Genomic DNA, 25,884 nt, shown 5'->3' with positions numbered 1-25,884 from the left:
GTATTTAATTTATTTAGTTGGTTATTGCCAGTGATGAAAAGTGAGGCCAATGATGGCGCATATGATAGATGTAAAATTTCAATCGCTGAATATTTACCTTATCATTATGAAACAGGGCTATATCCGGGCTATCCGCACACGGAGTAAAGCTTACATGCTCATCTGCTTTCACTTTCCATATTGGAATATCAAGTTTTTCATTAATAATAAAGGACAGCCAATAATCATCAATCAATATAAAATCGTATGACGGCCAGTCGAACTCATTGGCTCTTAAGAGTACTGATTTCGGAATAAGGCAGTTATCGGCATGAAAAAAATGAATTTGTCTGTCTTCTTTCGATTCATCATAAAACTTCATATTTATATGATCCTGCCACACCTTATGCGGGCTTTCTTCGTCAAGTTCATGAGGCAAAAACTCATGACCTCGGCAGCAGATAACTGCCTCAGGTCCATATAATTCGAATTTCTTCATGAAATGAGCAATATAGTCCGGCCCAGGCAGCACATCATCATCAATAATTAAGAGATGCTCACTTTGCATAATCGAGGCCACGGCTAAGCGGATAGCACAATAGTAGTTTTCAGTAGAGTGTACCACCTTAATATCCAGCTTATCTCTAAAGTCCTCAATGATACCGTCAAGCTCCTGTCTGTTTTCAATTTTGTTATTCCACAAAATGAGTTCATAGGCACCCTCAAATGTTTGGTTACTCAAACGTTCCAGAAGATGTTTGATATTATACACCCGATTATATGAACAGAGTACCAGACTAACGGCATAGTTGCTTTCTGCCCTTACCGAATTTGACGATGGTTGTGGCAGGGCTTTATAAACTTCACTCTCATGAAGCTGGCGTATGAAGAAATCTTCCGAAATGAGCGACCTTTTGGCTGATTTCTTTAAATACTCATGAGTTTCCTTCACCAACGCTTCATTAGCCAACATCCTATTGGCTTCTTCCAATGAATTATAGAAAAAGGGGTACTCCTCGCCCAGGTATTCTTCCACTCCAGGTAGCCGGTTAATCAATATTGGAGTAGCTCTAATCAGACATTCAATGACCAGGGTATTTGCAGGAGCATCGATTAGGTCTGCAAATACAATATTTTTGCTCAAAAGTTCATCGTACCTTTTATCAGATACCGGCGGATAAATAGTAATATTCCCATCGGAAACTCCAGACTTAGAAAACTCCTCATTGCCCAACGCAGTTTTTTCGAAGCCGGGTGCTGAAAGGTATTTAAATGATTCAAAGCGCCTCAGAAACTCTCCAATTAAAAGTACCTTCTTATGGTTAGAAGAACTGTAACCCTCATAGTCGAAGGCCACGCATTCGGCATCCACAGGATAGTACAGGTGGCTAATGGGTACGCCAAGGTTCCTTGATTCAAGGTACTCTTTGACGTAGTTTGATATTACAAAAAGCCCTTTGCAATACTCCAGGCTGATCTTCCAGGTTTCTGATTCAAGCATCCTTACCAAATCAGGAAATTCACGAATGTAGTGTCTGGGTACCTGGTGTACCACACCTACCCATGGCTCTAAAATTGGTGTTTCCGTAATCATAGCGTTCTCCACTGCACTGACAAACAACGTGCCTTTGCTACTATGAAAATTACGTTTGAGGATGTCAACAACGTGCTTCCAGCCACCCCTATGGTTTTCCCAGTAAAAGGGATGGTCCAGGTTTATCTTTTTCTCAATATTCACTTTATTATCATATTTTTAATTGAACCTGAGCAATTGTATCTGCTACTTTCATAATACTTTCACTGGAAAGACCAATATAAGAAGGTAGGTAAAGACCTTGCCTGGCTAGTTTAACCGATTTATGATATTTTGAAGGGTTAAAGGAAACATGCTTTAAAAAAGGCTGCTGGTGTACAGGTGCGAAAAAACTTCTGGTTTCTATACCAGCGTGTAATAATACTTCCTGTAGTTTATTCTTAGAGAGTCCGAATGTTTCCTCTATAAGAATACCATAAACCCAGTATACATTTTTTACATTTTGCGCACTTGGCGGCAAAGTAATACCCGGTACGTCTTTCAGGATACTTGAATACTCATTGGCAATGCTGATTTTATGGTTTATGGAAGCTTCCAGGTTATGAACCTGTGCGCAACCAATAGCCGCCTGAATATTAGTCAATCTAAAGTTATACCCTACTTTCTCATGCAGAAATCGATTTTCCTGATCAGGTCCAAATGACATATTCCTTTTGGACTTGGCCAGTTGATACAGGTGCTCATCATTGGTGGTGAGCATACCTCCTTCACCCGTCGTGATTATCTTGTTAGCATATAAACTATAACAGGTAACGTCTCCCCAACTACCCACCTGGATATCATTTTGCCGGGCACCGATAGCTTCTGCAGCATCTTCTATAATTTTTAATCCATGCTTTTTAGCTATGGCCGATATTTTATGCATATCCGATGGATGACCATAGTTATGTACCACCAAAATAGCTTTGGTCTTTTCGGTTATCGCTTGCTCAATAAGCTCAGGGTTAATATTCCATGTATCGTCTACGTCTACCGGCACTGGGATGCAGCCCATATACTCAAGAGCAAAAATGGGAGCTATCATAGAAAAATCAGGTACTATTACTTCATCGCCCCGTTTTAGACCGATAAGATCACAGGCCAGGTGTAATGCAGAGGTACCATTATTTAATGACACTGCATATTTAGCTTCAACGGCTTCTGCAAATTTTTGCTCAAATTCATCAATAAACTTTCCGTTTGAAGAAATCCATCCGGTGGTGATAGCCTCCGTTACATTGCTTAGTTCGTCTCCCCAAAAGTATGGCTTGGAAACTGGTATGTGATTCATAGATATGGAATTACACTATCTATAAATACGAGCTCCTTCTACAAAACTTTCCCAGCTCCATGTACAAGAGTTTGCTCTGAACCAGTCTACTGTTTTTCTCAGTCCATCTTCAATGTCCACGGTGGGTGACCAATTGGTATACTGTTTTAATTTGGTATTATCGCATCTGAACCTATCAATATCCAGTCTTCTTATTCTATCCTGATCAATGGTAAGCTTCAGACCGTCTACTTCCATAATCTCGGCAATTTTATACGCAAGCCACTCCACTGAGTAAGAAACATTGGAGCCAACATTCACCACCTCTCCATTAGGTATATCAGAAGCTAATACAGCTATTAAGGCTTTAGCGGTATCATGAACATATGTAAAATCTCGTTCAGCCTTAATATTTCCTAATTTCAGTGTATTTCCTTTATTTAATTGATAGATGATTTCAGGTACGATGTAAGGCTCCGTCTCGCGGGGGCCATAGCAATTGAAGATCCTTGCAGTAACAACCGGGGTTTGATGTTCTAAATGGAAAGTATAACAAAGTCTGTCTGCCGCTAATTTTGATACCGCATAAGTATTAACAGGGTCCAATGCCACGGACTCATCAATTAACGGTACATCAGTAATACCATACACCTCAGTGGAGGAAATGTATAATACACGCTTAATCTTACAAATGTCGGCAGCCTTTAGTATGTTAAGGCAAACACCAAGATTTATGTCAAAAAAGCGTCCGGGCATTTCATAGGCAGTTGGTACAAATGTGTCGCCTATGCAGTTTATGATGTAATCAACATTGCAGCTCAATAAGCATTCCATCAAGCTATGAGTATTTGAGGCATCTCCGTGAACAATCGTCAGATCTCCGTTTAGTTGGTTAACATTTGTAGGAACGCCGTGGAGATAATTGTCAAAACAAACGACTTTAACATTTAAATCCAATAGTTCTCGGACAATAGCAGACCCGACAAAGCCTGCTCCTCCTGCCACCATTACGGTGGAGCCATTTAAGTTAGTCATATAAGGTTGGTTATGGTTTTAGCAACTTTCTGTTGTGTTAATTTTAAATCTAAACTATTTTTTAATTAATATAAAATATAATTTTACAGCCAATATGAATCGAAGGTTCATTTTCCGAGGCAAATCATTGATTTACAAATACTTAATTTTATGTTATAATTTATAATAATAAGTAAAAAAAAATCTCATTAGATTAGTGAACTCATAACTAGGACTTTTACCTATATTTTCTGAATAATGCATGATTATTTACAAAGCGCAAAAGCTGTTCTCAGGTATTCTTTTCAATTTGCCAAAACGGAAAGCATAGCTTTCGTAGGTATACTCGCACTAACCGCAATAATGCCATATCTTAATTATTTCTTCCTGGGCAGCCTTATAAATAGCCTGGTGGTAGCAGTAAATGAGAGGACATTGTCAACAGAGTTTTTAATAACACTATTTACCTATGCACTAATAATAGCCGCTCCTCGGCTGGTAAGTGCGCTTAAGATTTATATTAATAAAATTTGGAATACCAAACTCAACCTGAAATATGAAATCCTTATACTCAAAAAGAGACTGGAACTGGATATAGAGAAGTATGAAGACTCCAAGTTTCAGGACCTTATGAACAGGGCTTTTAAGAATAGTTTCTGGCCCTTGCTAGAACTAAGCGAGGGACAATTTCAAATGATCAAGAACATTATTGGCTTTCTTCTAGGTTCCTTTCTGGCCATTAAGTATGGGGCTTTGATTTATTGCATTTTAATAATTACCTCTATCCCCAGCTTTATAACTGAATTTAAATACGGGAAGAGTGTATGGACGATCTGGGCGCGGGACACACCGAATCAGAGAAGAATGGTGAATTTAAAAAGATATTTTGAGTATAAGCCTAATATTATTGAAACAAAACTCCTTCAGTCCGGAGACTGGCTTTTGAAATGGATCCATTCTATACTAGAGCAATTCCGAGATCAGAATATTCGTCTGGAAAAAAGGAAATTGCTATTTATAATGCTTTCAGAACTGCTTTCCCTCTCGGGTTTTATTACTGCGGCCTATTTGTTCGTTAAAAGTGTTATTGAAAGCTCAGGACCAATTGGTAGTGTTATTTTTGTATTTGGTATTCTCACTACTGTTCGTTACTCAATATCCGAGATGCTGGTTAATCTTGCCAAGCAATATGAAAAGCATCTGGTAGTTGATGATATATTAAAAATTTTAAATACAAAGTCGCGCCATAGCCTTGCCAAAACTGATAACAAATTTGACCTAACCAGCCCTCCTACCATTGAATTCATCGATGTCAGTTTCCGGTATCCCTTCTCATCCGGGTGGAGCCTCCGCCATATAAATATGAAAATTAGCCCAGGGGAAAGCATAGCGTTGGTGGGTGACAATGGCTCGGGGAAAAGTACTTTTGTAAAGCTCATATGCCGGATTTATGACCCCACTGAAGGTCAAATACTTGTAAATGGAACAGACCTGAGACATATAAATATTGATGACTGGTGGAAATATCTTGGGGTAATGATGCAGGATTATGCCAACTACAACTTTAAGGTTAAGGACTCAATAGCCATTGGCCGTGTAGATACAGAGCAGAATATGGAGGCAATAATGAGTGCTGCTAACATTAGCAATGCAGCTCCTTTTATTGAACAATGGAAGCATCAATACCTGCATGACATAGGCGTAGAGTTTGATGGTGTGGAACCCTCCAAAGGGCAACGACAAAAGCTATCACTAGCCAAAATCATCTATAGAAATGGATTTCTGATGATATTGGATGAGCCATGCGCTTCAATTGATACAGTTTCAGAGATCAAAATATTTGATTCCCTGAAAGACCTAAAGCATGAGACATCTCTGATCCTTATTTCTCACAATCTTTCGGCCATCAATTGGTGCGACAATATTTATGTATTTTCCAATGGTCAGATCATTGAGCAGGGCACACACAGAGAGCTAATGATACTCAACAATGTATACGCCGAAATATTCAGTTTCCAGGCTATGAGATTTAATCAGGAAGTTTGAAGTGTATGAGCCATAAAGACGGGACTCTCCTATTTACGTTATCCCTGGACAGCTTATTACAAAATGACTGAAACCTGGCTAATATTCAGGTAAACCTTCTGTACACTAACCCAAACATACCTTGAGGAAAAAGCATCGTGGAGCACCTGGCCCCTATTCCCGTCAGAGGCGCTCTGAAAACTGCTTTCAGAGGACCGCTCTTGAATAAATATCATTCTGGGGTTAAAAATAAGGCTGGCTGGCAAAGCTTTTTCTGAATCATAAATGGCAGTATTAATTGTAATTGGACAACCCAGTTTAATAAAACAAAACCCCCAAAAAAGCCTTGAATATTCTATTTCGGGGTTTTTATTTATCAGGACTAGTCAGGCTAGTCTATTACTGACTACTATCGGTAAATTAGTTATTTTTAATTATTCTTAAGGTGACCATATTTAAATTTTGGTTTAGCTACGCCAATCTTCCTGATCAGGATGGCGTTAATCTTGTCTGAATATGTTAACAGGGTTTACCCTTACCACCTTCGCTACCTGGTATGAAACCGTAGCTATAAACATCAATATCAAAGGTATTACGCCATAAGGCACAATCCATACGCCAAGTTTAATATGAAAACTGTAGCCTGACAACCATGAATCCATAAGATAATATGCAACGGGTATCCCTATAAATAGCGAAAGCAAAAGCTGGCCGGCATAGTCCCTAACCAGAAAACCAAAAATCTGGAAGGACCTGGCACCGAATACTTTTCTTATACCTACTTCCTTCATGCGCTTATTAGTCAAAAACAGTACAAGTGAGTATAGCCCCAAACAGGAAATTATAATAGATAAAACAGTAAACACCTTGAACAACCTGGCAAAATTCACCTCTTGCTGATCAGCTTCGTAAAACCTCTCCTCCAGAAAGTAGTAGTCAAATGGTTGATTGGTATATAGCTTTTCCCACACTTCACCTATTGGCTTCAGGGTTTCATGGATACTACCTGCTGTTGCGGTCTCCTCTGTATTAAACTTGATTGAAAAAGAACCTCTGTTATGGTTAAAGAAGAATACGGTAGGTTCAATGTCATTTTTTAACGACACCTTGTGATAGTCTTTTATAACACCGATCAGCTCGTAGGATTTGTCTGACCCGATTTCAAATAGTTTTGTTCCAATAGCTTCTTTTATATTCTCAATGCCTAGGGCCTTAACTGCTGTTTCATTAAGAATAGCTCCTCTTTTGTTTTTCCATGGTGCGTCTTCAAGAAAATTTTCTCCAGCTACAAATTCGACATTATATAAACTCAGGTATTTGTCGTCAATTCCATTGGCAAATAGCACAGCTGAATGGTCTTCTTTACTTGGGGTAAGTCCTAAAGAGATCTCCTGACGATAGCTTTCTCCAGGCACAGTGGTAGAAGAGCTCACCTCCTTTACAAAAGGCAGATCGCGACATTGTAGTTTAAAGCTGTTAAGCCTCTCCTGTTTGCCTTCCCAGCCATCTTTTGGTGCCTTTATTATTAGTGTACCTGAAAGATCGATACCCTTGTCGTAGCTTTTAACAAAATCAAGCTGTTGGGTGATGACCACAATACCAATAATTAATACAGTAGATATGGCAAACTGTATAACCACCAGTATTTTTCTGATCCCTAAATTCCTGAAAACCCCGGCAGCATCTCCTCTCAGAGACTTGCTCACATTTTGAGACATAAGCGATACGGCAGGTAATATGGAAGAAATTAATGTACCCACTATAAAAATGACCAAAAAGGTCATATTAATTTTCAACGATCCAGTAAGAAGCGGTAACAGGTGTCCATGAGTAAGGGTCTGCAAGTAATCTTCAACGGATACATACAAAACAACCACACAAGCCAGTGCCAGTCCATTGATTAATACCGATTCAATAAATAGCTGCCTTAAAATATGTTGTTTGGTAGCCCCCATAACCTTTTTCACTGCCACCTCCTTGGTTTTTATCAAATTCTGCACTCCCGATATACTTATGAAGTTAATCCAGGACACAATCAGTATTACCATACCCACAATGGAGAGAATATAGTCACCAGCAGACAGCTGCAACATGGTAATAGGTATAAATTTAATTTCAATGCTGCGGCCCTGAGATTCCAATCCCCCTTTGTAGGCAACTTCACTTTCAAGTTTATGGGAAAAATCTTCGGCTGATACTCCCGATTTTAGCAGTACATAAGTCTCATAATCTGCTGTTTGCCAAAGCTGATTAATGTTTGGTTTCTGGCTGGCGATCAAAAAGTCAAAATGAACGTTCGAATTTTTTGGATTGTCTTCAACAACTGCACTAACCATTACCTCGATCTGTTCGCCCCAGGAAGTTTTTAGGGAGAGAACACGCCCCAAAGGTTCTTCTTCATTAAAATATTTCTTAGCCATGGATTCCGTAATAACTATGGCATTAGGCTGGGCTAATACATTGTTTCCACTGCTACCATGGATTATTTTATAAGAAAAAACACTGAAAAAATTAGAATCTACGGCCAATATATTCCTTTCGTTGAATTTTAGCATTTGACCGTTTTTTTGCTCTGTGAGCACAAGTGTTTCGGCCAAAGGACTGATCCGTGTAACCTGCTGTGCTTCAGTGTAGCCGCTATTAATGATATCGCCGGTACCCCAGAAAGTTTTTGTCCCCGATGCCACCATGCCGGTCTCACCCGTTTCCTCCTGCCATATCACATAAATATTATCTTTGTTTTTATGGAAGTTGTCATAGGACAACGAAAAACCTACATATTTTGCAATAACGAATGCAGCAAATGTCCCCCCAATAAGCCCCAGTAGATTAAGTATAAGATAAGACCTGTTTTTGCTAAGACTTCTAACGGCAAATTTTATCTGCTGAAAAATCATATTTTATAAATTAAAGTTTAAATCATAAGAACTTAATACAACATATATCCTAATACAAATAAATTTATTTACTTAATTAAGATTAAATAAACCGGTTATGTTATTGGGGTATGAATTTTAAATATAAGTAAAAGGATGATTAGGTAAGTACATTTTCAATACAAGAAATTGTAGTATTTTATCTAAAAATCTACAGAAAAATCACAACTTACATATTGTGAGATACTTACCAAAGTGAGGACATTTTGCACGAATAACTTACTTCACCGGCCGTCTACTCTTTTTTCCAGCACCTCACAGAAAATCTGATTAGCAAGACCTACCAGATTAATATTGTCACTAAGCACTTTGGCAAGTGAGTAGATACCTTTGTCACGGCTGATTATGGCCAATGTGTAACCGTTCTCTTTTACCATGATTTCAGCTGAGCCATCCGGATGAAGCTGATACTTTCCATAGGTGTAATAGCTGAGATCGTCATTATCTATGTTTTCGCGGATGTGGCGGTATACCAAGTCGAAATTAGCGGCAGAAAAACATTCATTCATAACAGACATAGGCTGAATATTAGCTTTTGAGCCGCAAAAACAGGTAGCAGAAAAGATCATAAATATACAAATAGCTCTCATTTCTACTTTTTTTTACTAAACCCTCGCAAATCACGCAACTAACGACCCTCTACCCAATACTAATCAAAATACAGGTGTGCTGCCTCACCATTTGTAGTGATTTTGTGCCTTTGCCACACTTTAATCTGGATTATTTATGCTACTAACTATATCTTTACCCGTTTACAACTCTGCCTAACCAAACTCAACATACATGAAGAGCATACTCTTATCTTCTGCCTTTTACGCTGCCATTGAGCCTGTTACCAATAACTTCGAAAATGATAATTACAAAGCCATTTTAGCTCAGGTAGATTGGGAAGCAGAAGCCAAAAGATGCTACAATGCTTTGGTTGGATTCTTCAGGGACACCGCCCCTCGCCTGCTGGCCAATACCCGGGAAAGCATAGGTGTGGTGGACATATGCTGGAACGAGTACGGGGGCAACATTGAAGTAGACTTTATGCCCGGTAATGACCTTGAAACCGCTTTTGACGAAGGCTGCATCATGAACACTTCAGCAATCGACAATGACGGATTTTTTGAGCAATATTTTAGCATCAGCGGTGAAGACAGCTTCCAGGTTATAGACAGAGACTACTCGGGCCTGATCATGTATTTTTACAAGCTGATCGGGGAAGTTATAGCATCCGTGGCAAAAACCGAGGAATTCCAAAGCCTGCCCCTCAAAGCGCCTTTTTATGTCACCTTCAGCTTCTTTCATGATGATGAGCGGGATGTGATTTTTGAGGGGTGATATTACGATTATGAAAATGGTAAGATTGAAATTGCACAAAAATAACACCACCAGTAAGCGTTGGCACTAACTTAATGATGACTGAAATACAATACCCTACAGCACAACATAGAATAACTGTATCCAGAATTGCGGATTACTTCAAAAGCCAGCATGTGGATACTGTTCTTTTAGTAAACTCTTTGGCGAGGGAGAAAGGAACACACGACAGTGATATTGATATGGCCATATTGGTAAACCCGGAAGTTGGTGATCAGGCCATTTCACAAATTGAAAATGCGTGGCTGGAATTTCAGGCCACTGATAAGCTTTTAAACGATTATAAAAGCTCTGGCAGGTTTGCTCATATCCACCTCGATATTATTGATGGTAATTTTGAGCAAGAGGAATGGGAAGATGGTGTAGATGCCAACTTCTTTGAGGTGGAAATTGGTAACAGGCTACTCTATTCAAAGCCGCTGTCCCGGGAAGGCGATTATTTCAAATGGCTTAAAGCTCAATGGTTGCCATATTACGATACTGCTTTACAAACTGAAAGACTCTACCAGTCGAAGAATGCTTTCATGTATGAAATAGAACACATACCGGTATTTATAAAAAGGCAGCTTTATTTTCAAGCCTATGATAGACTGAATGTTGCCTTCAGAAAGTTTTTGCAAACACTCTTTATTAAGAACAAGACCTACCCTATTTCATACAATAAGTGGATAAAAGAGCAAATAGTAGATATCCTGCGAATGCCTGAGCTTTATGCTGCCCTGGTGTCCATATTCTCAATTAATAAACTTGAAAGTAATGAAATTTACGAGAGGGCATTAGCACTGGAGCGACTCCTGAATGAATATGTTTAAAAACCTGTTTCTGGTAGCAGGCAATTACAAGCGCTGACCAATAGTGTATAGTGCTATCATGAAGCCCAAATTCTGACTTCAATATGATTTTACATTCTAAATGGCATGTCGCCGATATTCTAGCTTTAGTTGCATTTTATAATTTAATGAATCAACTTAAAGTTTGGTTGTAAGCAATGAGACAAAAGCATATATAATGGAAAAATCAGAGACGAAAAAAGATCCCAAATTTTTACAATATGTTTTAGAGTTAAATGGAGATGTTGAGCTCTCAAATGCTTTAGAATTAAGTTTAAAAAACATCAACAACATTGATATCTCCCAATTGAACAAAATTGGCTTTAAAACTTATGAAAAAGATAAATGGACAGTTCATAAAATATTACAGCATCTCATAGACTGGGAAAGAATCTGGTGTTTTAGGGCTATTATTTTTGCCCGTGGAGAAGGAACTATCCCAGAAGCACATGATCAGGAAATAATGGCTAAAAACTCTAATGCTAATGAACGATCAATAGAAGAGTTAGTAAATGAGCTTAGAATTGTACGCCAATCTACCATAATGATGTTTGAATCTTTTAATAAAGAGATACTTGATATAAACTGTGATTTTTTTGAATACGAAATGCCTCTTTATGCCATTGGCCTCACCATCACCGCTCATCAAATACACCACTTTAATATCATTAAAGAAAGATATGTTACTTTAATAAAGAGCAAATAAACATTGAAGCTTTAGTACAATATTGATTGAAGCCTTGCCATTACCGCTAGTGTGAGCTTGTAGCTCGTATCGAAACAGATATTTCTGCAAGAGACTCAGGATTGGATACATTTTTCTTGGGCAAGGATTTATTTTGATACCCAAATTGTTAACTTCAAGATATGAAAGAAGTAGCTCTAAAGAAATATCTCATACAAATAGCAGATAGGTTAACTCCCGAGTCCACTCTCGAGGACGTCTATGAACAACTTTCCTTGCTTTCAGACATTGACGAGTCTGAACAACAAGAAAAAAGAGGTGAAATATTAACCCAGAAAGAAGTTCAAGCTAAATCTAGAGAATGGTTACGGTAGTTTGGACAAAAAAAGCATTCGGACAATTAGAACGGGCCATTAAATACATACGAGAGGAACAAGGACTTTCATACGCTGAAATTGTCCTCAATAAAATTTTGCAAACAACAGAGTTACTGGAAAATTCCCCTAAAATGGGCACGGTTGATCCCTTACTAGCCCATAAAAGATCCGAATACAGATTTCTTGTCGTGTGGAGCTACAAAATCATTTATAGAACTACCAGGGACAAAGCTGTAATTTCCAGAGTTTTCCATACATCCAGAAATCCAAAAAGACTAAAAGGCTTATAAGTTGAAAAGTAATCCAGTTTCCTAGTTTATGCTAGCCCAAAGCATTTATAATAACGGCGGAGACGTAATGTTCCTTGTCTCTATTTTATATGTTGGGGCAGTAAGAAGCCAAAACGGTTCGATTTGTGCCAGTGATAACGGTTTAATCAAACGGCCACTATACTATCCTCACAAATACCCGTTTCGGCATGGTATGACATCATTGGAGAAGGTACTATTTTAGACAGGTTAGTCAACTCTTCACACCGGATAGACCTAAAAGGAGAGTCACTAAGAAAAGGAATTTTAAAAAATGAATAACTAAATTTTTACTACTTTGCAGCATCTTTCAAAGTGGCACCTTTTGACCGAAATCAATGGCATGGTCCTATCTACATCTATTTGATTATAAGTCGAAGATTATACTGGCTATGGATTTAAGTTAGGCCGATACCAAAGGTAAAATGAATCTAAAAAGCTAAATGAACCACATTGGTTTTAATCGAATGGTCTATAAAATGAAACAAAAACTGTATTCTACAGTTATTTCCCGGACACTCAATATCTAGAAGTCTTATTTTGAAGCGTTCAGGAGCATTAGCTAAGAAAATCATCGGGTCTTGAAATTGATAACTAGTGATCTCAGAAGTAAAATCAACTTTTATATCAATTGTACCGGATGGTCTTAACATTTTGTGTGATGGAATTCCTCTTAGTTCTGTCCAAAAATCAATAACCTTAATATCAATTTGCTGTAGTAAAAATATATTATCCGTATTGTTGATGAAAAAACAGTCGAAGATGGGATCACTTGTTTTATCAGTCTGTAAGCCAAGCTTTATATAGTACCTCTGAAACAATTGATTTTTCTTATCCCCTCTTAGCCAAGTACAACTTACACTGTCAATTCCTAATTTTGCCAAGTAAAATGATTTTGTTAACGTAGGACTTACTGAAGGATTCTTAAAGAGTTCCGGATAATATTCTCGGCCAATATGAGGATGTCGTAAGAAGAGTTCTTGCAATTTTGAATGTCCAATATGTTCGATTTGGAAAAAGGTCTTAATCGGAAATTGACCATATTCATTACAATATTGTGCCACATCATCTAACGAATAATTAAATTCATAACTACTTTTCAGTCTATTGAACCAATTCATTTCCTCTTTCATAAAATCTTCTGGGGTTACCAACACCCAGTGGTGCAGCTCTTCAAAATTCCGAAAGGCTTTTTCAAGTGATTTTTGAATGTTAGACTTTTGACTACTACTTAATTTTGAGGGGTAAAATTTATATTGAAACCCAACATATTGCTTTGTACGTCTAGGTTTTGCGTAGCTGTCTACATGCATAAAATCTCCACTGGCATCAGAAGAAACAATAAATTGATAGTTGAGTTCTCGGTATTCAGCAGTTAGTAAATAATTCATTATACGAGCAAATTCACTTCCTCCTTCACACCCTTTGTTAATTCTCTGAAACAGACTGGATAAATTAGGTATTGGCATATCTTAATTAAACCATTATTAAAGTAATCTGATTTTGTTATAATAAGAAGTGATATATTATTCAGGTTGAGCCTTATTGACATTCTTTGTTACCCCGTCAAAAATACCGCTGATCCATGAAAATGTTTTTTCATAAAAAAGGCCTGCGAAAAAACATAGAAACATAACAGATGTCATTTTTAGGGAAGAGTCTCCTTCAACTAAAACGGAAGGTATTATGTACGCAACTCCTAAAATGGCAATACCCATAAAAAAACTAAGACTAAGCTCTAGTAGATTCTTAATCTCGACATCAGTTTTATTATTTATGATATAACTACGAGTAATAGCCGAGGCTCCACCAAGAATCCCAAAGGAACCAGCTGTCAAAAACAATATGGCAAAATTTGGTAAAAAACGCACCCAAGAAAAAAAATAGAAATAATTCCTTGCAGTAACATGCTCTATGATTACATCATAATTCTTATACTTAACTCCCTCAAACTCTACGGTGTAAGCACCCCCGTAAATAGGACAGTTTAAAAGTAGAGAAAACAACTTAAATTTGAACTGTTTTTATGAAAAGGAAAAGATTTTCACCCCAGCAGATTGCCAGCATCTTAAAGGAGTTTGATGCAGGAAAAACGGCAGCAGAGATCAGTCGTGAACACGGCGTTAGCCAGGCTTCATTTTACAAGTGGCGTCAGCGCTTTGGCGGAATGGAAGCTTCAGAGCTTCGCAAGCTGAAGGACCTTGAGGAAGAAAACCGAAGGTTAAAACATATGTATGCTGAACTGGCCCTTGATCTCAAACTTGCTAAAGAGATTATAGAAAAAAAGCTTTAAAGCCCTGTCATAAAAAGCAGCTCGTTAAAGAAGTGCAGAAGGAACTGAACTGTGGCATCAGCAGGGCGTGCCGTGTGCTAAATCTAGCCAAATCGGTATATTATTATCAGTCTATTAAGAATGATGAGCCTATAATATCAGCATTGCAGGCAAAGGCTGAGCAATTTCCTCGCGAAGGTTTTTGGAAAGCATTTAATCGCCTCAGAAATGAGGGTAATGAATGGAATCACAAGAAAGTTCATCGTATCTATAAAGCGTTGGGTTTAAACTTGCGTAGGAAAGTAAAGAGGAGATTGCCAGCAAGAATAAAAGAACCTCTGGAGGTGCCTGCTGCACTTAACCATACATGGTCTATTGATTTCATGAGTGATGCCTTATTCAATGGGCGTAAATTCCGCTCTTTCAATGTTATGGATGATTTTAATCGAGAAGCTTTGCATGTAGAGATCGATTATTCTTTAAAGAGCAATAAAGTGGTGTGGGTTTTAAATCACTTAATTAAACGCAGAGGGAAACCTTCGCGCATACGTATGGATAACGGTCCAGAATTTATAGCGGCATTAACACAAGAATGGAGCCGTATGCACGCAATAGAGTTCATTTATATTCAACCAGGTAAGCCTACTCAAAATGCATATGTTGAGAGACTGAATCGTACCTATAGAAACTATGTGCTTGATGCTTATGTGTTTGATTCTATAGATGAAGTACGACAAGCCACTGAAGATTGGATGTATGATTACAACTTTGTGAGGCCACATGAAAGCTTAAATGATAAGAGTCCTGTACAATACGCACAAGTGGCGTTAACAGTGGATAACTCTATCGAGTTACCCACAATTAACACCTATTATAACAATAATAATTAATAGAAATCTATACTTTTATGGAGTCCTAAAACGGGGGTGCTTACAACGGGACCATCAATTTTCGGCATTTCTAAAATTGCCTTTTGTTTAGCTTCCTTAAGTAATGATTCATGTTCTAGAAAACTAATGCCTGCAACTGCCATATAGGCTGCTAAAGTTGAAAAAGTGGTTAAGAATGCTATTACAAAAACTGGTCTCATTTTATACAAGTTAACATCTTAAATCTCTTTAAAATATGATTACTTACAAGCTTATGATTATAATATTATTAAAAAACAAGGTGAAGTTATCTTGAGGCTTATACTCTTGTATGTATTCTATTCTGGATTGTAAGAAAATTCTTTATCTAAATAAGCCTTGAGCTGTTTTCTATTTTTGAGTCGGTGATCAGTTTTTAACCTGTCTGACAGATTTCTCAAAATAGCTTTTTTTCTAGAGCTAGGCAAATCTTTATGTTCTTGTAAAGCGCACTTTATTTCCATCGAAATCTCAGGGGAGATATGATAACTTAAATTGACTCCTAGCAAACTAGGAAATAAGTTTTTGTATAATTCCTTAACCTCTTCAGACTTTGGGGCGAGAGATATGTAATTATATAAAAAATCAGGTCTTAGGTAGCAACTGACATTATATTCATTTTTGAATGTTTTTCTAATTGCTCTATAAGTTGACGTGTCTTTGGAGAGCCACCATGTCTGATACCCAAAGACACCCAAATTACCACTTTCTCCATTTTTTTCTCTTAAACCATATATCTTTAGAATTAATTTTGCGTCAGTCATAGCCACTTCTTTATTTTTCTTATCTATTTCTAGTGGTTTTATCAATTTATCAACCTTAGCACTGCTAATTTCAATACCCAATTGCACATCATTTTTGTAACTAATTTGAAATTCGTCTGATAAGAAACTGATTAAGTCGGCCTTTGCCGTTTTTAAATCCGGACTAAGGAAGTTATTCAAGAACTTATCAAACTTGTCAATACGACCTCGATTTTTGGAATAAAAATATGCCCTCAACAAAATATCATCAATTAATTTAAGGTTATATTCATCATCCAAGTAAACAGATTCATTCTCTCTATAATATTTTTGGTAATTGCGCTTAATCATGTAGAAATGCTGAACCAACTCCTCAACTATCACATCGTCAACCATAAGTTCAATGCCCATTACACTTGCTGATTTGAGTAGTGACCAATGCCTTCGATTATGGTGGGAAAGATAAATTTCAGATAGCGCAGGAATGATTACTGATGTCCCTACAAAGACTTTCATATTTGAGGCTAGACTACTAAAATATTGAGTAATTTTCGGATCCCACTGCATTAAGAACATTAAAATATAAGTGTTAGATAAGGACCTTAAAAACTTTTTTTGGACATGTGACCCATTATAAACTATCTCACGTACCCCAAACATTAATGCTTCCTTTACAGATTCTCTATTGTTCATTGAAACTTTTTTTTCTTCCACAGTTTCTGCAATAACTTGTCTTAATTCCTTTTCTACTACACTCTCTGAATTACTATGTAGCATGAAATTTGAAAACTCTAATCCTTGACTATAAAATAGTTTATTTAAAAGGTGATCTAATATTGCTTCAATATTATTTACTTTAACATCTTTAAGGGTTAAGTATTTTTTTAAGATCCCTACCGATTGCTCAGTAAACTCTTCTTTCAACCTAATATCATTAATGTTTCTTTCCTGAATCTCAATTCTTGTATCATATGGAAGACAATATGCATTTGCTTTTGCGTGAAACTGTATTTTTCTTGGTTTCATACACAAAGCATTTAATCTCCGAAGTATATCTTCATCAATAGATAACTCTGAGTTTTTAAAAAATAATTTTATATAGCTTATTATTTCATTTCTGGATTTAAACTTATTTAAGTCAGGATCAGTATCTTCTAGAAAAAATAGAATCAGGGTATCTATAATTAAGAAGGAAATACTATCTGCCCCCTTTTCCATCTGTTGTCTAAGAAATATAAATAACCTTGGGTCTTTATCATGGTTACCGACAGTAATTGTCTTAGTTGGATTATTAAGAAAGTGAAAACTATTCTTTATTAGCCACTGATATGCTTTGGCGCAGCCAGGATAATTTACAACGTTAGAAGTAAACCAACCTCTATCCCAAATTTGTATAAAAACTTTGGTTTCATTTTGCAAAGTGTCTATATGTCTTTCTTTGTTCAGAACTTTTCTATTTGTAACATAAATCAGAGCATCAAAATCGACATCATTGTCTTTCAACTTTGAAATTGTGTTTCTTATCTTCTGAAGATAATTTGTTTTTTCTGTAGAAATTTGATAAATATTTGTTTCTCTATGTTTTCTTGAAAAGATTTTGTCAAAGGAATCAATACCTTTATCCTTAGTACCACCTACTGGGATAAACTCTATGCCAACAGCTGCTGATAAAAATTGTTTTGAAAAGTCTTCAAAAATCCAACCATCATTTAAATGGTCAAGTGCTGTTTCAAAAGCATTTAAGTCAATTTCCACGGTATATTAATTTTAAACTATTAATTAATTTGAAAATTATTTTCAACTAGCAAATAAAAAAATATAAACACAATACCCAACCTTAGGCATTTTTCACTCCTAACCCTCTTAATTCCAAAAATTCCCCCATCCCCTCCCATTCCACTAAAAAACATACTATTTTAGCAGCCTATGAATGTCCGACTATCTCAAGAGCAAAAGATCAAGGTACTCAACTCTGAGGATCTGTATAAGGTGATGCAGCAGGTGCTGCTGCGTGAAAACAAAATTGACCGGAATAAGGAGCACTTCTGGGTGGTTTGCCTGGCGAGCAACAACCAGATATTGCTGATCGAGCTGATCAGTCTGGGTACGGTTAACCAGACGCTGGTGGAGCCCATGGAGGTGTTTAGTTTTGCTTTGCAGAAACGGGCCGTTCAGATCATAATGGTGCACAATCACCCGAGTGGTGAGCTAAAGCCTACCCAAAGTGATATAGAAGTTACGGATAAGATGCTGGCCATCGGCAAGTTCGTCAATGTGCCGGTGATTGATCACCTCATCATTACAGAAGAGAAATATTACAGCTTTGTAGACTCCGGTATGCTGGAGAAGATCGAGAAAGAAACAACCTATGACCTTTCTTTTAAGCAGATTGATGAGTTGAAGAAGGAGATTGCTGGGATTGAGAAGAAGAAGGCTATTGAGATGGCCTCCAAGATGTTAAAGGATAAACAATCGATAAAAATTATTGCCAAATATACCGGTTTGTCCGAGCAGGAAATTTTGGAGATTGGTGATCGGTAACAGGTATTCGGTTCCTTATGGTTCAGGAAAGTGGTTACAATTATTTTTATGCATGGGCGTTTTATGGAGGACAGAATGAAAAATAAGCGGGTAACAAAATCCGAGATAAAAGCGGCTATTAGGTCAAACGGCTACGGTTCCGTTGCAGAAATTTCGGCAGTAGTGCTTGAAACCGACGGTAGTTTCAGTGTAATAAATGAGCGCAGGCCTGATCCTGCCAGTTCCTCTCTCAGCAATGTCGAAGGCTTTACTGAATATATTAACTCATATCCTGAAGGGGAAGTATAAGTGAAAATGTAGATCCGTTTCCCGGTTCGCTGCTGATTTTTATTATTCCACCATGCTGCTTAGCTATCTCCTGCGATATATACAACCCTATGCCTAGCCCGCTGGCACTTTTAGCTGTGCCTGAAGAGCGGTAAAACTGGTCAAACAGTTTTCCTTGTTCTTCCACCGCTATCCCGCATCCAAAATCCGTTACGTCCACCTGAATATGTTCCGCCCCTCTGTTGGTGCGCAAAACCACTTTATCAGCCTTTGGCGAATATTTTATGGCATTGGACAACAGATTATTTACTATTTGCTCAATACGACCTTTATCAGCCACTATCTTATTACTCACCCCTCCTTGAAATACAATCTGATGAGTAAGGCAATCGTGCTGAAAAATTTCTATCACTTCCTGTATCATCTCGTCAAGATCAAATTCACTTTTGTTCAACAGTACCTTTCCTGATTGTATTCTGGATACATCCAGAAGCTCTGTGATCAGTGTATTTAGCTTTTCGGTACTCCTGTACGCCTTGTCGAGGTAAGAAGGAACCGGCTCGTACTTCTCTTCACCTAATATTTCCTTAAGTAATTCAATATAAGCCTTGATGCTGGTCAGCGGAATTCTAAGCTCATGACTAGCCATATTGAGGAAAGTGTCCTTACGGTGCTCGCTTTGCTTCTGCTCGTGGATGTTGGTATCAGTACCAATCCACTTTATAATGTTGTTCTTATCATCTTTGATGGCTATGGCTTTGACTAAAAACCATTCATAGTGACCATCCCTGGCTGCCAGCCTTTGCTCGACTATAAAGTCTTCACCCGTTTTCACACAGTGATCCCAAAGTTCCTCGCCTATTTTAAGGTCATCCGGGTGAACAGCCTTACGCCAGTTTTCGTCATCGTTGGATTCCAGTCCCGTATACTCCTCCCAGCGCCCGTTAACATAATTTGACTCTCCCTCAGCATCGGCACCCCATGCTATGATAGGTAAGGACTCTAGCAACAGCCTGCTTTCCATTTTTACAGCCTCCTTCTCCCTGATTTCAATGGCTAACTTCTCATTGGCACGTTGCAGGGCTTCCGTTCTTTCTTCCACTATTTTCTCAAGCTCCTGAGGACTCCTGTATTGCAGTACCTTTGGCGTAACCCTGATGAGCGCAAACACAGTACCTATAGACACTACGGCGGTAATAAACCTCATAACCGCGCTTAGCTTATACACCGGCTCCCAAAATATTACGGCATCAACCAGGTGCGTGAGCCCGCAGGATAATATAAATGAAATGAACAAAAGAAGTATGCCCGGAAAAGGCAGATCAGCATTTTTCTTCTTATACAGAAAAAACCCAAGAATAACCGGTATGGCAAAGTAAGCCAGCCAAATGCCAATATCTGACAAGATATAAAACCAGCCGTGAAAATCGCTCCAGGTACCACACTGCCATCGTGGTGGCCAAAGACTTGTGTCGAAGATATTTGCAAAAAATTCTGATGGCTGTTCATCAGATACGGAGGCATACATGCCGGATACGGTTTCGTCAGTGGAGCTACAACTGGCAATAGGCTCTGAATGGCACGCATTTATAATGGGTACCATAAAAAAGAGTGTACTTAATGCTTTTCTTTTCATCTACTGGGAGCTAACGAGTAAAACAAAAAATAACTTCAAAAAACGATGACAGGACTACTTAATTGCACTCTATGAAGATGCATCCTTCGGTATTCCCGGAAGTTCTATAAGCTCTTCCCATCACATTCCACATTTTCCTGCAAACAAACAGGGCTGTAATTAAAGCCTGCAACACTCCGCCTCTATGCCCAAAGAACAGAGCTATGCAGAATCGTGTTTAATTACTCATTTTATAATTGCTAAACTCCGGCCACCACCGGTCTATAGTCTCTATGTAATTTATAATTATTAAAAAATTCCAGATCTTCTTTGGATCAGTGACCATTGATTTAAGTCTGTTGTACATATTTTCGAAGAAACATGTACATTTTATCATCATTGATTAATTACTAATAAATATGGCATATGCGTTAGAAAAATATTTGATAATTAACCACCACGATATTAGCTCCAAACAAGTACAACCCAAGTTTACTTTTAGAATTTCGAAGCCAGAGGCAAGCTTGTAAAAACAAAGCCGGTCTGTACCTCTGCATTGCTTTCATTGCCGGCTTCCCTTTGATTCCCGTTCCATCACCCACCCCACTATTGTCTGATTAATAAAATTAGGTAATAATTAACAGCAATTTATTTAGAAGCACCTAATATCTTACGCTGTACGTTTTAATTTAAAATTAACTTTTGTTCGTCTATAACAGCTGGTTAAAACATCACCCTAAGTCACTGAACATTAGGTAGCGAAAAAAAGACCTAAATAATTTATAAAAACGGGCATTATTTCCCTAATATTTTGTTAAATTATATGCAACCAACCAGCTAAAAACATTTATATGAAATTAAACGAAGAATACCACAACATACTGAGGTACACGAGAAGATTAAAAGTGAAGTCTTATGACCTTCGCTCCAAACTTACCGCTTTGGTATTGTTTACTGAAGAATCGGAAAACCTGACGCAGGAACAGAAAAACTGCATTCTTCAGATCTGCGAAACCATAGGAAAGAAAAATGACGAACTAATTTACTCTGAAAAGCAACTGGAAGAAGTGCTGGATGAATTGTTCCCCGATAGCACCAGGGCGCCTTATACTCATTCAGCACTTGAACGCTAGTTCACAAAATTGAGTAACATTTCCACGATATCAGTATACTAATAAAATCTCTGTCTGAACATGTAATTCAGTCAGCAGAAGAAATACCCTGAACTTACGGCTCAGGGTATTTCTTTTATAAGCCTAAGCCACTGGTTTTCAGCACTAACAATCCAGCAATAGCACTTTCAATATTGATACATTTTAACTCCTGTAACCTGCAAAAAATTAAAGGGTATCATTGGTATGGATTTTTCAGATAATAAGCAAAAACTCATTTGCTATGGAAAGAAATACGGAACAAAACATCAAAAAACTGGTTAGGGTGAATCTTGATGCCTTTGAAGGTTATAAAACAGCTGCTGACAATGTTAACGACAGCCTTTTAAATACCTTCCTGAATCAATGCTCTAATGACAGAAAGAACTATGCAACAGCCCTGGCTGAGGAAATCAATATTACTCCTGAAGAAATCAGCACTCATTTTAAGGCTGATTTGCACCGGGTATGGATAGACCTGAAAACATCACCACAAAGATTTAGTGCCAAAACGGTGCTAAGGGAATGCAAACGCGGCGAAAAATATACTATTGAGACCTATGATGATATAATTGCCGGAGGCTCATACCCCCCTACTCTTGAGGAGCAGATCAAGTATCAGCGTAGTGAAATCATTAGCAAGTACAACAGGATCATTGAAATGGAAAAAGAGTATGACCAGAAAGACGACAAAAGAAACAAACAGACATCAGTTCCATAGACTCTGAGTCAATCAGTCGGTAGCCGGATAGCAACCGGCAAACCGGCATAAATGATTTATGTCATGGTTTCCGTTGATTAACATTATTGTTAACGCTATATTATAATGACTAAATTTAACTCATTCATGATTTGATTTGTTATTATTATTAAAAGGAATCTGGCTTGGCATGGACTACAAAGACTATTATAAGATACTTGAGATCGATAAAAAGGCATCGGCCAGTGATATTAAGAAAGCTTACAGAAAACTGGCGGTAAAATATCACCCGGATAAGAACCCGGGAGATAAAAAGGCTGAAGAAAAATTTAAGGAAATAGGCGAAGCTTATGAAGTGTTAAAAGATCCGGAGAAAAGGAAAAAATACGATCAACTGGGCAGCAATTGGAGACATTTCAGAGAATCCGGCGGCCAGAATGGTGATTTCGACTGGTCCCGGTATGCTTCAGGCCAGCAAAGTGGTTACACGTATTATCAGGGAGACGCTAATGATATATTTGGCAACACCAATTTCTCAGACTTCTTCGAAACTATTTTCGGTGGTAGCAGCCGTGCAACCGGCAACAGGAGAAGACAAAGCACCCCATCAGGACAGGATGTACACGCCGAGCTCCGCATTAGCCTGGAAGATGCATTTCACGGAGGTCCGAAGGTATTTGGCCTTGACGGGGAAAGAATGAGAATAAAATTAAAGCCAGGAGTGAACGACGGGCAAACACTCCGGCTTAAAAGTAAAGGGGCCTCTGCTATTCCAAATGGCCCGAAAGGAGATCTTTATTTGAAAATTATCATTAACCCTCACCCTTTGTATCAAAGAAAGGGAAATGATCTTTATCACGACCTGGCACTTGACATCTATACGGCCATTCTGGGTGGCAAGATCAATGTAAGCACTTTACATGGTCCGGTGAGCGTCTTAATTCCGGCCGGCACTGCCAATGGCAAAGTGCTGAGAATAAAAAGTAAAGGTATGCCTGCCGGAGACAAGTATGGAGACCTGTACCTGACCATTAACGTGCAAATACCAACTCAATTATCAGAGGAAGAGAGAGAACTATTCAAAAAGCTGCGCTCCCTTCAAAAACAAGATTCATATGTAAGTTAAATTAAACCCGCTAAGCCATGGAAATATCAATCACATCATTAGACAAAGTCCCGAGTGAAAGTACGGTTATACTTCGCTTTCTCGAAGCGCTTAATGATCATGAATTAAGGTATTATGCGCAGGATTGGATGAAATCGATAGGTTATGATAACCTGGATGAGCTGAATAATGCTATTTCCCCGCTCATAGATGCCATGAACAGCGTGCATATGAGCACTTCCGAAAATATCAAACCTGTGTACCGGTGCAGTAACGGAAACATCTACAGAGACTGGAAGCTGTCACGGCTGGGGCTCACTTACCTGGCTTTAAATTCACCTCATAAAACAAAGAAAATCAGCCAATTACAATTAAGAATATTTCAATAAATAAAAGATGATCATGTACGGGATCAAACAACAGTTTCCAGTGCTGATCCAAATCTTTAAATGCTATAATTATGCTTAGGATATTAATGCCGGTAGATTTTTCCGACAGCTCCATGAACGCCATGTCTTACGCTGTACAAATGACCAAGGCATTCCATGCCACATTGGTATTGATACATGTGGTGGAGCCTATTGGCGGGGATGCTACTATGTTCGTTGATGACCATGTCATTACAGAAGAGCGCTCAGAAGCCCAGCAAAAGCTTGAAGCGCTCAGAAATGAAATGGACGATATTAATAATCCTTATATCGAAACTCAGGTGTGCATCGGATTCCCGGTGGATAAAATATTGGCTGCCGCAAAAGAGCAGCAGGTGTCTTTGATCGTAATGGGTACCACAGGTACAACTAATAAGTTTGAGGATATATTGGGGAGCAATACTTATAAAATAGTGAAAAACGCCAAGTGTGCTGTAGTAACTATACCCTTAGAGTCTAAAAAGTTTGAGATCAGGAAAATTGCTCTTGCTGTGGATTTACATAAAAAAGAAAATATCCATCTTTTAACCATATTAAGGCATTTCTTGAGGCATTTCAAAGCTGAAATATTCTTTCTCCATGTTTCAAAAAATGTTCATGTGTCTTTGGAAGACGATGCTCATTCTGATGCGGTATTGTGGCTTGCAGAGAAATTCAGAGAGTTTGAGCATAGCTTTGTAAACCTCTCATCAAAAAATGTCGCAGAAAGCATCAATGAGTATGCTCTTAAAAATGATATCGATATGCTGGCCCTGAGCCCTGAAAGTCATAGCATATTAGGTTTGTTATTTAAAGGAAGTACAACCCGCGACCTTGTGCTGCATTGCCATGTACCGCTCCTGACGCTGCCCGCTGACTACTGATCAACCTGGGGCAATATTGTAGACATATTTTTACATTTTTGAGGAATTGGTCATAGTTATATTAATGATACTAAGCTGATTTTTCAGGAACATAACCCCAGTTTATCTGTAAAAGCTTCTGTTACCTGTCGGCATGAATTTTTCTACAAATCATAGTGTAGCAAAGAAACAGTTTTATGGCCAGCAAAAAAGAACAACAAAAGTCAAAGCAGGATCCTGACGAATTTTATTCAGAAGCTTTGAAATTAGCAAAGGAAAGTGGTATCGATTTTATGCTTGGCGGCGGCTTTGCAGTAAGTCATTATACAGGTATCCATCGTGACACCAAAGATCTGGATATATTTTGCAGACCCGCCGACAGTAACAATTTGCTTCGCTTCTTCTCTACAAAAGGCTACGACACTGAGTTGACCGATGTGAGATGGCTTGCCAAAATTTTCAGGAATAATATGTACATCGATATTATTTTCGACACCCCCAACTATATATGCACCGTAGATGACAACTGGTTTAAGTACGCATCAAAAGGGACCTTTCAGGATAAACCCGTTTTGTATGTGCCCGCTGAGGAGCTAATATGGTGCAAAATATATGTACAAAACAGGGAGCGGTATGACGGAGCCGACGTAAATCATATCATGCTCAGATATGGCAAAAAACTAGACTGGAAGCGGCTACTGCAGCATTTCGATAAGCACTGGCATCTTTTGCTGTCACAATTGTTAAATTTTCAGTTTGTATACCCCGCCAACTACCCTGACATTGTACCACAATGGCTTTTCGAAGAGCTTCTCCAAAGGGCCGGCCGTCAATACAACCAGCCCTCTTCAGCTATCAATGTCTGCCGGGGGCCAATTATTGACCAAACCCAATATGCCGTTGATATTAAAGAATGGGATTTTAAACTTTACACTATGAAAACTGTATAG

At 38.2% G+C, this 25,884-nt stretch carries 25 protein-coding genes and 1 pseudogene; 16 read left to right on the top strand and 10 right to left on the bottom strand.

What is annotated here, in order from left to right; all coding sequences use genetic code 11:
- Positions 1-13 precede the first annotated feature (13 nt).
- Genes LVD17_RS22370 through LVD17_RS22360 form a run of 3 tightly spaced genes read right to left on the bottom strand, consistent with a single transcriptional unit; the run spans position 14 to position 3,857 of the window.
- Complete coding sequence (locus tag LVD17_RS22370; protein WP_233761474.1) at positions 14-1,717, bottom strand: glycosyltransferase; 1,704 nt, start codon at positions 1,715-1,717, stop codon at positions 14-16.
- 7 nt (positions 1,718-1,724) lie between these two features.
- A complete protein-coding gene (locus tag LVD17_RS22365; RefSeq protein WP_233761472.1) occupies positions 1,725-2,843 on the bottom strand; it encodes a DegT/DnrJ/EryC1/StrS family aminotransferase in 1,119 nt (372 codons plus the stop codon).
- Between the two features lie 15 nt (positions 2,844-2,858).
- Positions 2,859-3,857: an NAD-dependent epimerase/dehydratase family protein gene (locus LVD17_RS22360; protein ID WP_233761470.1), complete on the bottom strand. Its 999-nt coding sequence runs from the start codon at positions 3,855-3,857 to the stop codon at positions 2,859-2,861.
- A gap of 237 nt (positions 3,858-4,094) precedes the next feature.
- On the opposite strand from LVD17_RS22360, the gene LVD17_RS22355 reads away from it, so the two are divergent.
- A complete protein-coding gene (locus LVD17_RS22355; RefSeq protein WP_233761468.1) occupies positions 4,095-5,882 on the top strand; it encodes an ABC transporter ATP-binding protein in 1,788 nt (595 codons plus the stop codon).
- Positions 5,883-6,361: 479 nt separating this feature from the next.
- On the opposite strand, the gene LVD17_RS22350 is transcribed toward LVD17_RS22355, so the two are convergent.
- Together LVD17_RS22350 and LVD17_RS22345 are read right to left on the bottom strand one after the other, a co-directional pair.
- Entirely contained in the window at positions 6,362-8,758 is a 2,397-nt protein-coding gene (locus LVD17_RS22350; protein WP_233761466.1) for an ABC transporter permease, read from the bottom strand.
- Between the two features lie 263 nt (positions 8,759-9,021).
- Entirely contained in the window at positions 9,022-9,387 is a 366-nt protein-coding gene (locus LVD17_RS22345) for a hypothetical protein (RefSeq protein WP_233761464.1), read from the bottom strand.
- A 193-nt stretch (positions 9,388-9,580) separates the two neighbouring features.
- Here LVD17_RS22345 and LVD17_RS22340 point away from each other — a divergent pair, with 193 nt between their 5' ends.
- The 6 genes and pseudogenes from LVD17_RS22340 to LVD17_RS22315 form a co-directional block, all read left to right on the top strand.
- The gene (locus LVD17_RS22340; RefSeq protein WP_233761462.1) at positions 9,581-10,123 is read left to right on the top strand and encodes a hypothetical protein; all 543 of its coding nucleotides are present in this window, start codon (positions 9,581-9,583) and stop codon (positions 10,121-10,123) included.
- 74 nt (positions 10,124-10,197) lie between these two features.
- Entirely contained in the window at positions 10,198-10,974 is a 777-nt protein-coding gene (locus LVD17_RS22335) for a hypothetical protein (protein ID WP_233761460.1), read from the top strand.
- 196 nt (positions 10,975-11,170) lie between these two features.
- Positions 11,171-11,698 carry a DinB family protein gene (locus LVD17_RS22330; RefSeq protein ID WP_233761459.1) on the top strand — a complete coding sequence of 176 codons (528 nt, stop codon included), beginning with the start codon at positions 11,171-11,173 and terminating at the stop codon, positions 11,696-11,698.
- Between the two features lie 161 nt (positions 11,699-11,859).
- Positions 11,860-12,051, top strand: a complete 192-nt coding sequence (locus tag LVD17_RS22325) for a hypothetical protein (protein ID WP_233761457.1) — start codon at positions 11,860-11,862, stop codon at positions 12,049-12,051.
- Positions 12,039-12,344 (top strand): type II toxin-antitoxin system RelE/ParE family toxin, encoded by a 306-nt coding sequence (locus tag LVD17_RS22320; protein ID WP_233761456.1) that lies wholly within the window; start codon positions 12,039-12,041, stop codon positions 12,342-12,344. The genes LVD17_RS22325 and LVD17_RS22320 overlap by 13 nt, the downstream gene beginning before the upstream one ends.
- 150 nt (positions 12,345-12,494) lie before the next feature.
- Positions 12,495-12,644: pseudogene (locus LVD17_RS22315) on the top strand (ATP-binding protein); the annotation flags it as partial.
- A 149-nt stretch (positions 12,645-12,793) separates the two neighbouring features.
- Here the strand turns inward: LVD17_RS22315 and LVD17_RS22310 are convergent.
- Positions 12,794-13,831, bottom strand: coding sequence for a hypothetical protein (locus LVD17_RS22310; RefSeq protein WP_233761454.1), 1,038 nt, complete (start codon positions 13,829-13,831; stop codon positions 12,794-12,796).
- 57 nt (positions 13,832-13,888) lie between these two features.
- Positions 13,889-14,368, bottom strand: a complete 480-nt coding sequence (locus tag LVD17_RS22305; protein ID WP_233761452.1) for a hypothetical protein — start codon at positions 14,366-14,368, stop codon at positions 13,889-13,891.
- A gap of 20 nt (positions 14,369-14,388) precedes the next feature.
- On the opposite strand from LVD17_RS22305, the gene LVD17_RS22300 reads away from it, so the two are divergent.
- Positions 14,389-15,524, top strand: a protein-coding gene (locus LVD17_RS22300; RefSeq protein WP_233761233.1) for an IS3 family transposase whose coding sequence is annotated in 2 segments (ribosomal slippage) — positions 14,389-14,650 and positions 14,650-15,524 — 1,137 coding nt in all. Because the reading frame shifts where the segments join, the coding sequence is not laid out codon by codon here.
- Here the strand turns inward: LVD17_RS22300 and LVD17_RS22295 are convergent.
- Both LVD17_RS22295 and LVD17_RS22290 read right to left on the bottom strand, forming a co-directional pair.
- On the bottom strand, positions 15,521-15,724 hold the full coding sequence (locus LVD17_RS22295; RefSeq protein WP_233761450.1) for a hypothetical protein: 204 nt from the start codon (positions 15,722-15,724) through the stop codon (positions 15,521-15,523). The two genes, LVD17_RS22300 and LVD17_RS22295, sit on opposite strands and share 4 nt — an antisense overlap.
- A gap of 117 nt (positions 15,725-15,841) precedes the next feature.
- The gene (locus LVD17_RS22290; protein WP_233761448.1) at positions 15,842-18,040 is read right to left on the bottom strand and encodes a hypothetical protein; all 2,199 of its coding nucleotides are present in this window, start codon (positions 18,038-18,040) and stop codon (positions 15,842-15,844) included.
- A gap of 171 nt (positions 18,041-18,211) precedes the next feature.
- Here LVD17_RS22290 and LVD17_RS22285 point away from each other — a divergent pair, with 171 nt between their 5' ends.
- Together LVD17_RS22285 and LVD17_RS22280 are read left to right on the top strand one after the other, a co-directional pair.
- On the top strand, positions 18,212-18,826 hold the full coding sequence (locus LVD17_RS22285; RefSeq protein WP_233761446.1) for a JAB domain-containing protein: 615 nt from the start codon (positions 18,212-18,214) through the stop codon (positions 18,824-18,826).
- A 48-nt stretch (positions 18,827-18,874) separates the two neighbouring features.
- Entirely contained in the window at positions 18,875-19,114 is a 240-nt protein-coding gene (locus LVD17_RS22280) for a YetF domain-containing protein (protein WP_255702597.1), read from the top strand.
- Here LVD17_RS22280 and LVD17_RS22275 read toward each other — a convergent pair.
- Positions 19,086-20,729, bottom strand: coding sequence for a sensor histidine kinase (locus LVD17_RS22275; protein WP_233761442.1), 1,644 nt, complete (start codon positions 20,727-20,729; stop codon positions 19,086-19,088). The genes LVD17_RS22280 and LVD17_RS22275 overlap by 29 nt on opposite strands.
- A gap of 830 nt (positions 20,730-21,559) precedes the next feature.
- On the opposite strand from LVD17_RS22275, the gene LVD17_RS22270 reads away from it, so the two are divergent.
- From LVD17_RS22270 to LVD17_RS22245, 6 genes are all read left to right on the top strand, one after another.
- Positions 21,560-21,841: a hypothetical protein gene (locus tag LVD17_RS22270; protein ID WP_155169147.1), complete on the top strand. Its 282-nt coding sequence runs from the start codon at positions 21,560-21,562 to the stop codon at positions 21,839-21,841.
- 262 nt (positions 21,842-22,103) lie between these two features.
- On the top strand, positions 22,104-22,580 hold the full coding sequence (locus LVD17_RS22265; RefSeq protein WP_233761440.1) for a PA2169 family four-helix-bundle protein: 477 nt from the start codon (positions 22,104-22,106) through the stop codon (positions 22,578-22,580).
- 169 nt (positions 22,581-22,749) lie between these two features.
- On the top strand, positions 22,750-23,685 hold the full coding sequence (locus tag LVD17_RS22260; RefSeq protein ID WP_233761438.1) for a DnaJ C-terminal domain-containing protein: 936 nt from the start codon (positions 22,750-22,752) through the stop codon (positions 23,683-23,685).
- A gap of 17 nt (positions 23,686-23,702) precedes the next feature.
- On the top strand, positions 23,703-24,053 hold the full coding sequence (locus LVD17_RS22255; protein ID WP_233761436.1) for a hypothetical protein: 351 nt from the start codon (positions 23,703-23,705) through the stop codon (positions 24,051-24,053).
- Positions 24,054-24,124: 71 nt separating this feature from the next.
- Entirely contained in the window at positions 24,125-24,955 is an 831-nt protein-coding gene (locus tag LVD17_RS22250) for a universal stress protein (protein ID WP_233761434.1), read from the top strand.
- Between the two features lie 176 nt (positions 24,956-25,131).
- Positions 25,132-25,884 (top strand): nucleotidyltransferase, encoded by a 753-nt coding sequence (locus LVD17_RS22245; RefSeq protein ID WP_233761432.1) that lies wholly within the window; start codon positions 25,132-25,134, stop codon positions 25,882-25,884.

The sequence above is a fragment of the Fulvivirga ulvae genome, from assembly GCF_021389975.1.
In the GTDB taxonomy this organism is placed as follows: domain Bacteria; phylum Bacteroidota; class Bacteroidia; order Cytophagales; family Cyclobacteriaceae; genus Fulvivirga; species Fulvivirga ulvae.
Note: the sequence above shows the minus strand (reverse complement) of the source record. Positions and strands in the feature narration are given on the sequence as shown.

What these genes read in the sequence shown, in the direction of transcription:
- LVD17_RS22365 (WP_233761472.1), bottom strand. Translation starts at nt 2,843, where the DNA reads ATGAATCACATACCAGTTTCCAAGCCATACTTTTGGGGAGACGAACTA.
- LVD17_RS22360 (WP_233761470.1), bottom strand. Translation starts at nt 3,857, where the DNA reads ATGACTAACTTAAATGGCTCCACCGTAATGGTGGCAGGAGGAGCAGGC.
- LVD17_RS22355 (WP_233761468.1), top strand. Translation starts at nt 4,095, where the DNA reads ATGCATGATTATTTACAAAGCGCAAAAGCTGTTCTCAGGTATTCTTTT.
- LVD17_RS22350 (WP_233761466.1), bottom strand. Translation starts at nt 8,758, where the DNA reads ATGATTTTTCAGCAGATAAAATTTGCCGTTAGAAGTCTTAGCAAAAAC.
- LVD17_RS22345 (WP_233761464.1), bottom strand. Translation starts at nt 9,387, where the DNA reads ATGAGAGCTATTTGTATATTTATGATCTTTTCTGCTACCTGTTTTTGC.
- LVD17_RS22340 (WP_233761462.1), top strand. Translation starts at nt 9,581, where the DNA reads ATGAAGAGCATACTCTTATCTTCTGCCTTTTACGCTGCCATTGAGCCT.
- LVD17_RS22335 (WP_233761460.1), top strand. Translation starts at nt 10,198, where the DNA reads ATGATGACTGAAATACAATACCCTACAGCACAACATAGAATAACTGTA.
- LVD17_RS22330 (WP_233761459.1), top strand. Translation starts at nt 11,171, where the DNA reads ATGGAAAAATCAGAGACGAAAAAAGATCCCAAATTTTTACAATATGTT.
- LVD17_RS22325 (WP_233761457.1), top strand. Translation starts at nt 11,860, where the DNA reads ATGAAAGAAGTAGCTCTAAAGAAATATCTCATACAAATAGCAGATAGG.
- LVD17_RS22320 (WP_233761456.1), top strand. Translation starts at nt 12,039, where the DNA reads ATGGTTACGGTAGTTTGGACAAAAAAAGCATTCGGACAATTAGAACGG.
- LVD17_RS22310 (WP_233761454.1), bottom strand. Translation starts at nt 13,831, where the DNA reads ATGCCAATACCTAATTTATCCAGTCTGTTTCAGAGAATTAACAAAGGG.
- LVD17_RS22295 (WP_233761450.1), bottom strand. Translation starts at nt 15,724, where the DNA reads ATGAGACCAGTTTTTGTAATAGCATTCTTAACCACTTTTTCAACTTTA.
- LVD17_RS22285 (WP_233761446.1), top strand. Translation starts at nt 18,212, where the DNA reads ATGAATGTCCGACTATCTCAAGAGCAAAAGATCAAGGTACTCAACTCT.
- LVD17_RS22280 (WP_255702597.1), top strand. Translation starts at nt 18,875, where the DNA reads ATGCATGGGCGTTTTATGGAGGACAGAATGAAAAATAAGCGGGTAACA.
- LVD17_RS22275 (WP_233761442.1), bottom strand. Translation starts at nt 20,729, where the DNA reads ATGAAAAGAAAAGCATTAAGTACACTCTTTTTTATGGTACCCATTATA.
- LVD17_RS22270 (WP_155169147.1), top strand. Translation starts at nt 21,560, where the DNA reads ATGAAATTAAACGAAGAATACCACAACATACTGAGGTACACGAGAAGA.
- LVD17_RS22265 (WP_233761440.1), top strand. Translation starts at nt 22,104, where the DNA reads ATGGAAAGAAATACGGAACAAAACATCAAAAAACTGGTTAGGGTGAAT.
- LVD17_RS22260 (WP_233761438.1), top strand. Translation starts at nt 22,750, where the DNA reads ATGGACTACAAAGACTATTATAAGATACTTGAGATCGATAAAAAGGCA.
- LVD17_RS22255 (WP_233761436.1), top strand. Translation starts at nt 23,703, where the DNA reads ATGGAAATATCAATCACATCATTAGACAAAGTCCCGAGTGAAAGTACG.
- LVD17_RS22250 (WP_233761434.1), top strand. Translation starts at nt 24,125, where the DNA reads ATGCTTAGGATATTAATGCCGGTAGATTTTTCCGACAGCTCCATGAAC.
- LVD17_RS22245 (WP_233761432.1), top strand. Translation starts at nt 25,132, where the DNA reads ATGGCCAGCAAAAAAGAACAACAAAAGTCAAAGCAGGATCCTGACGAA.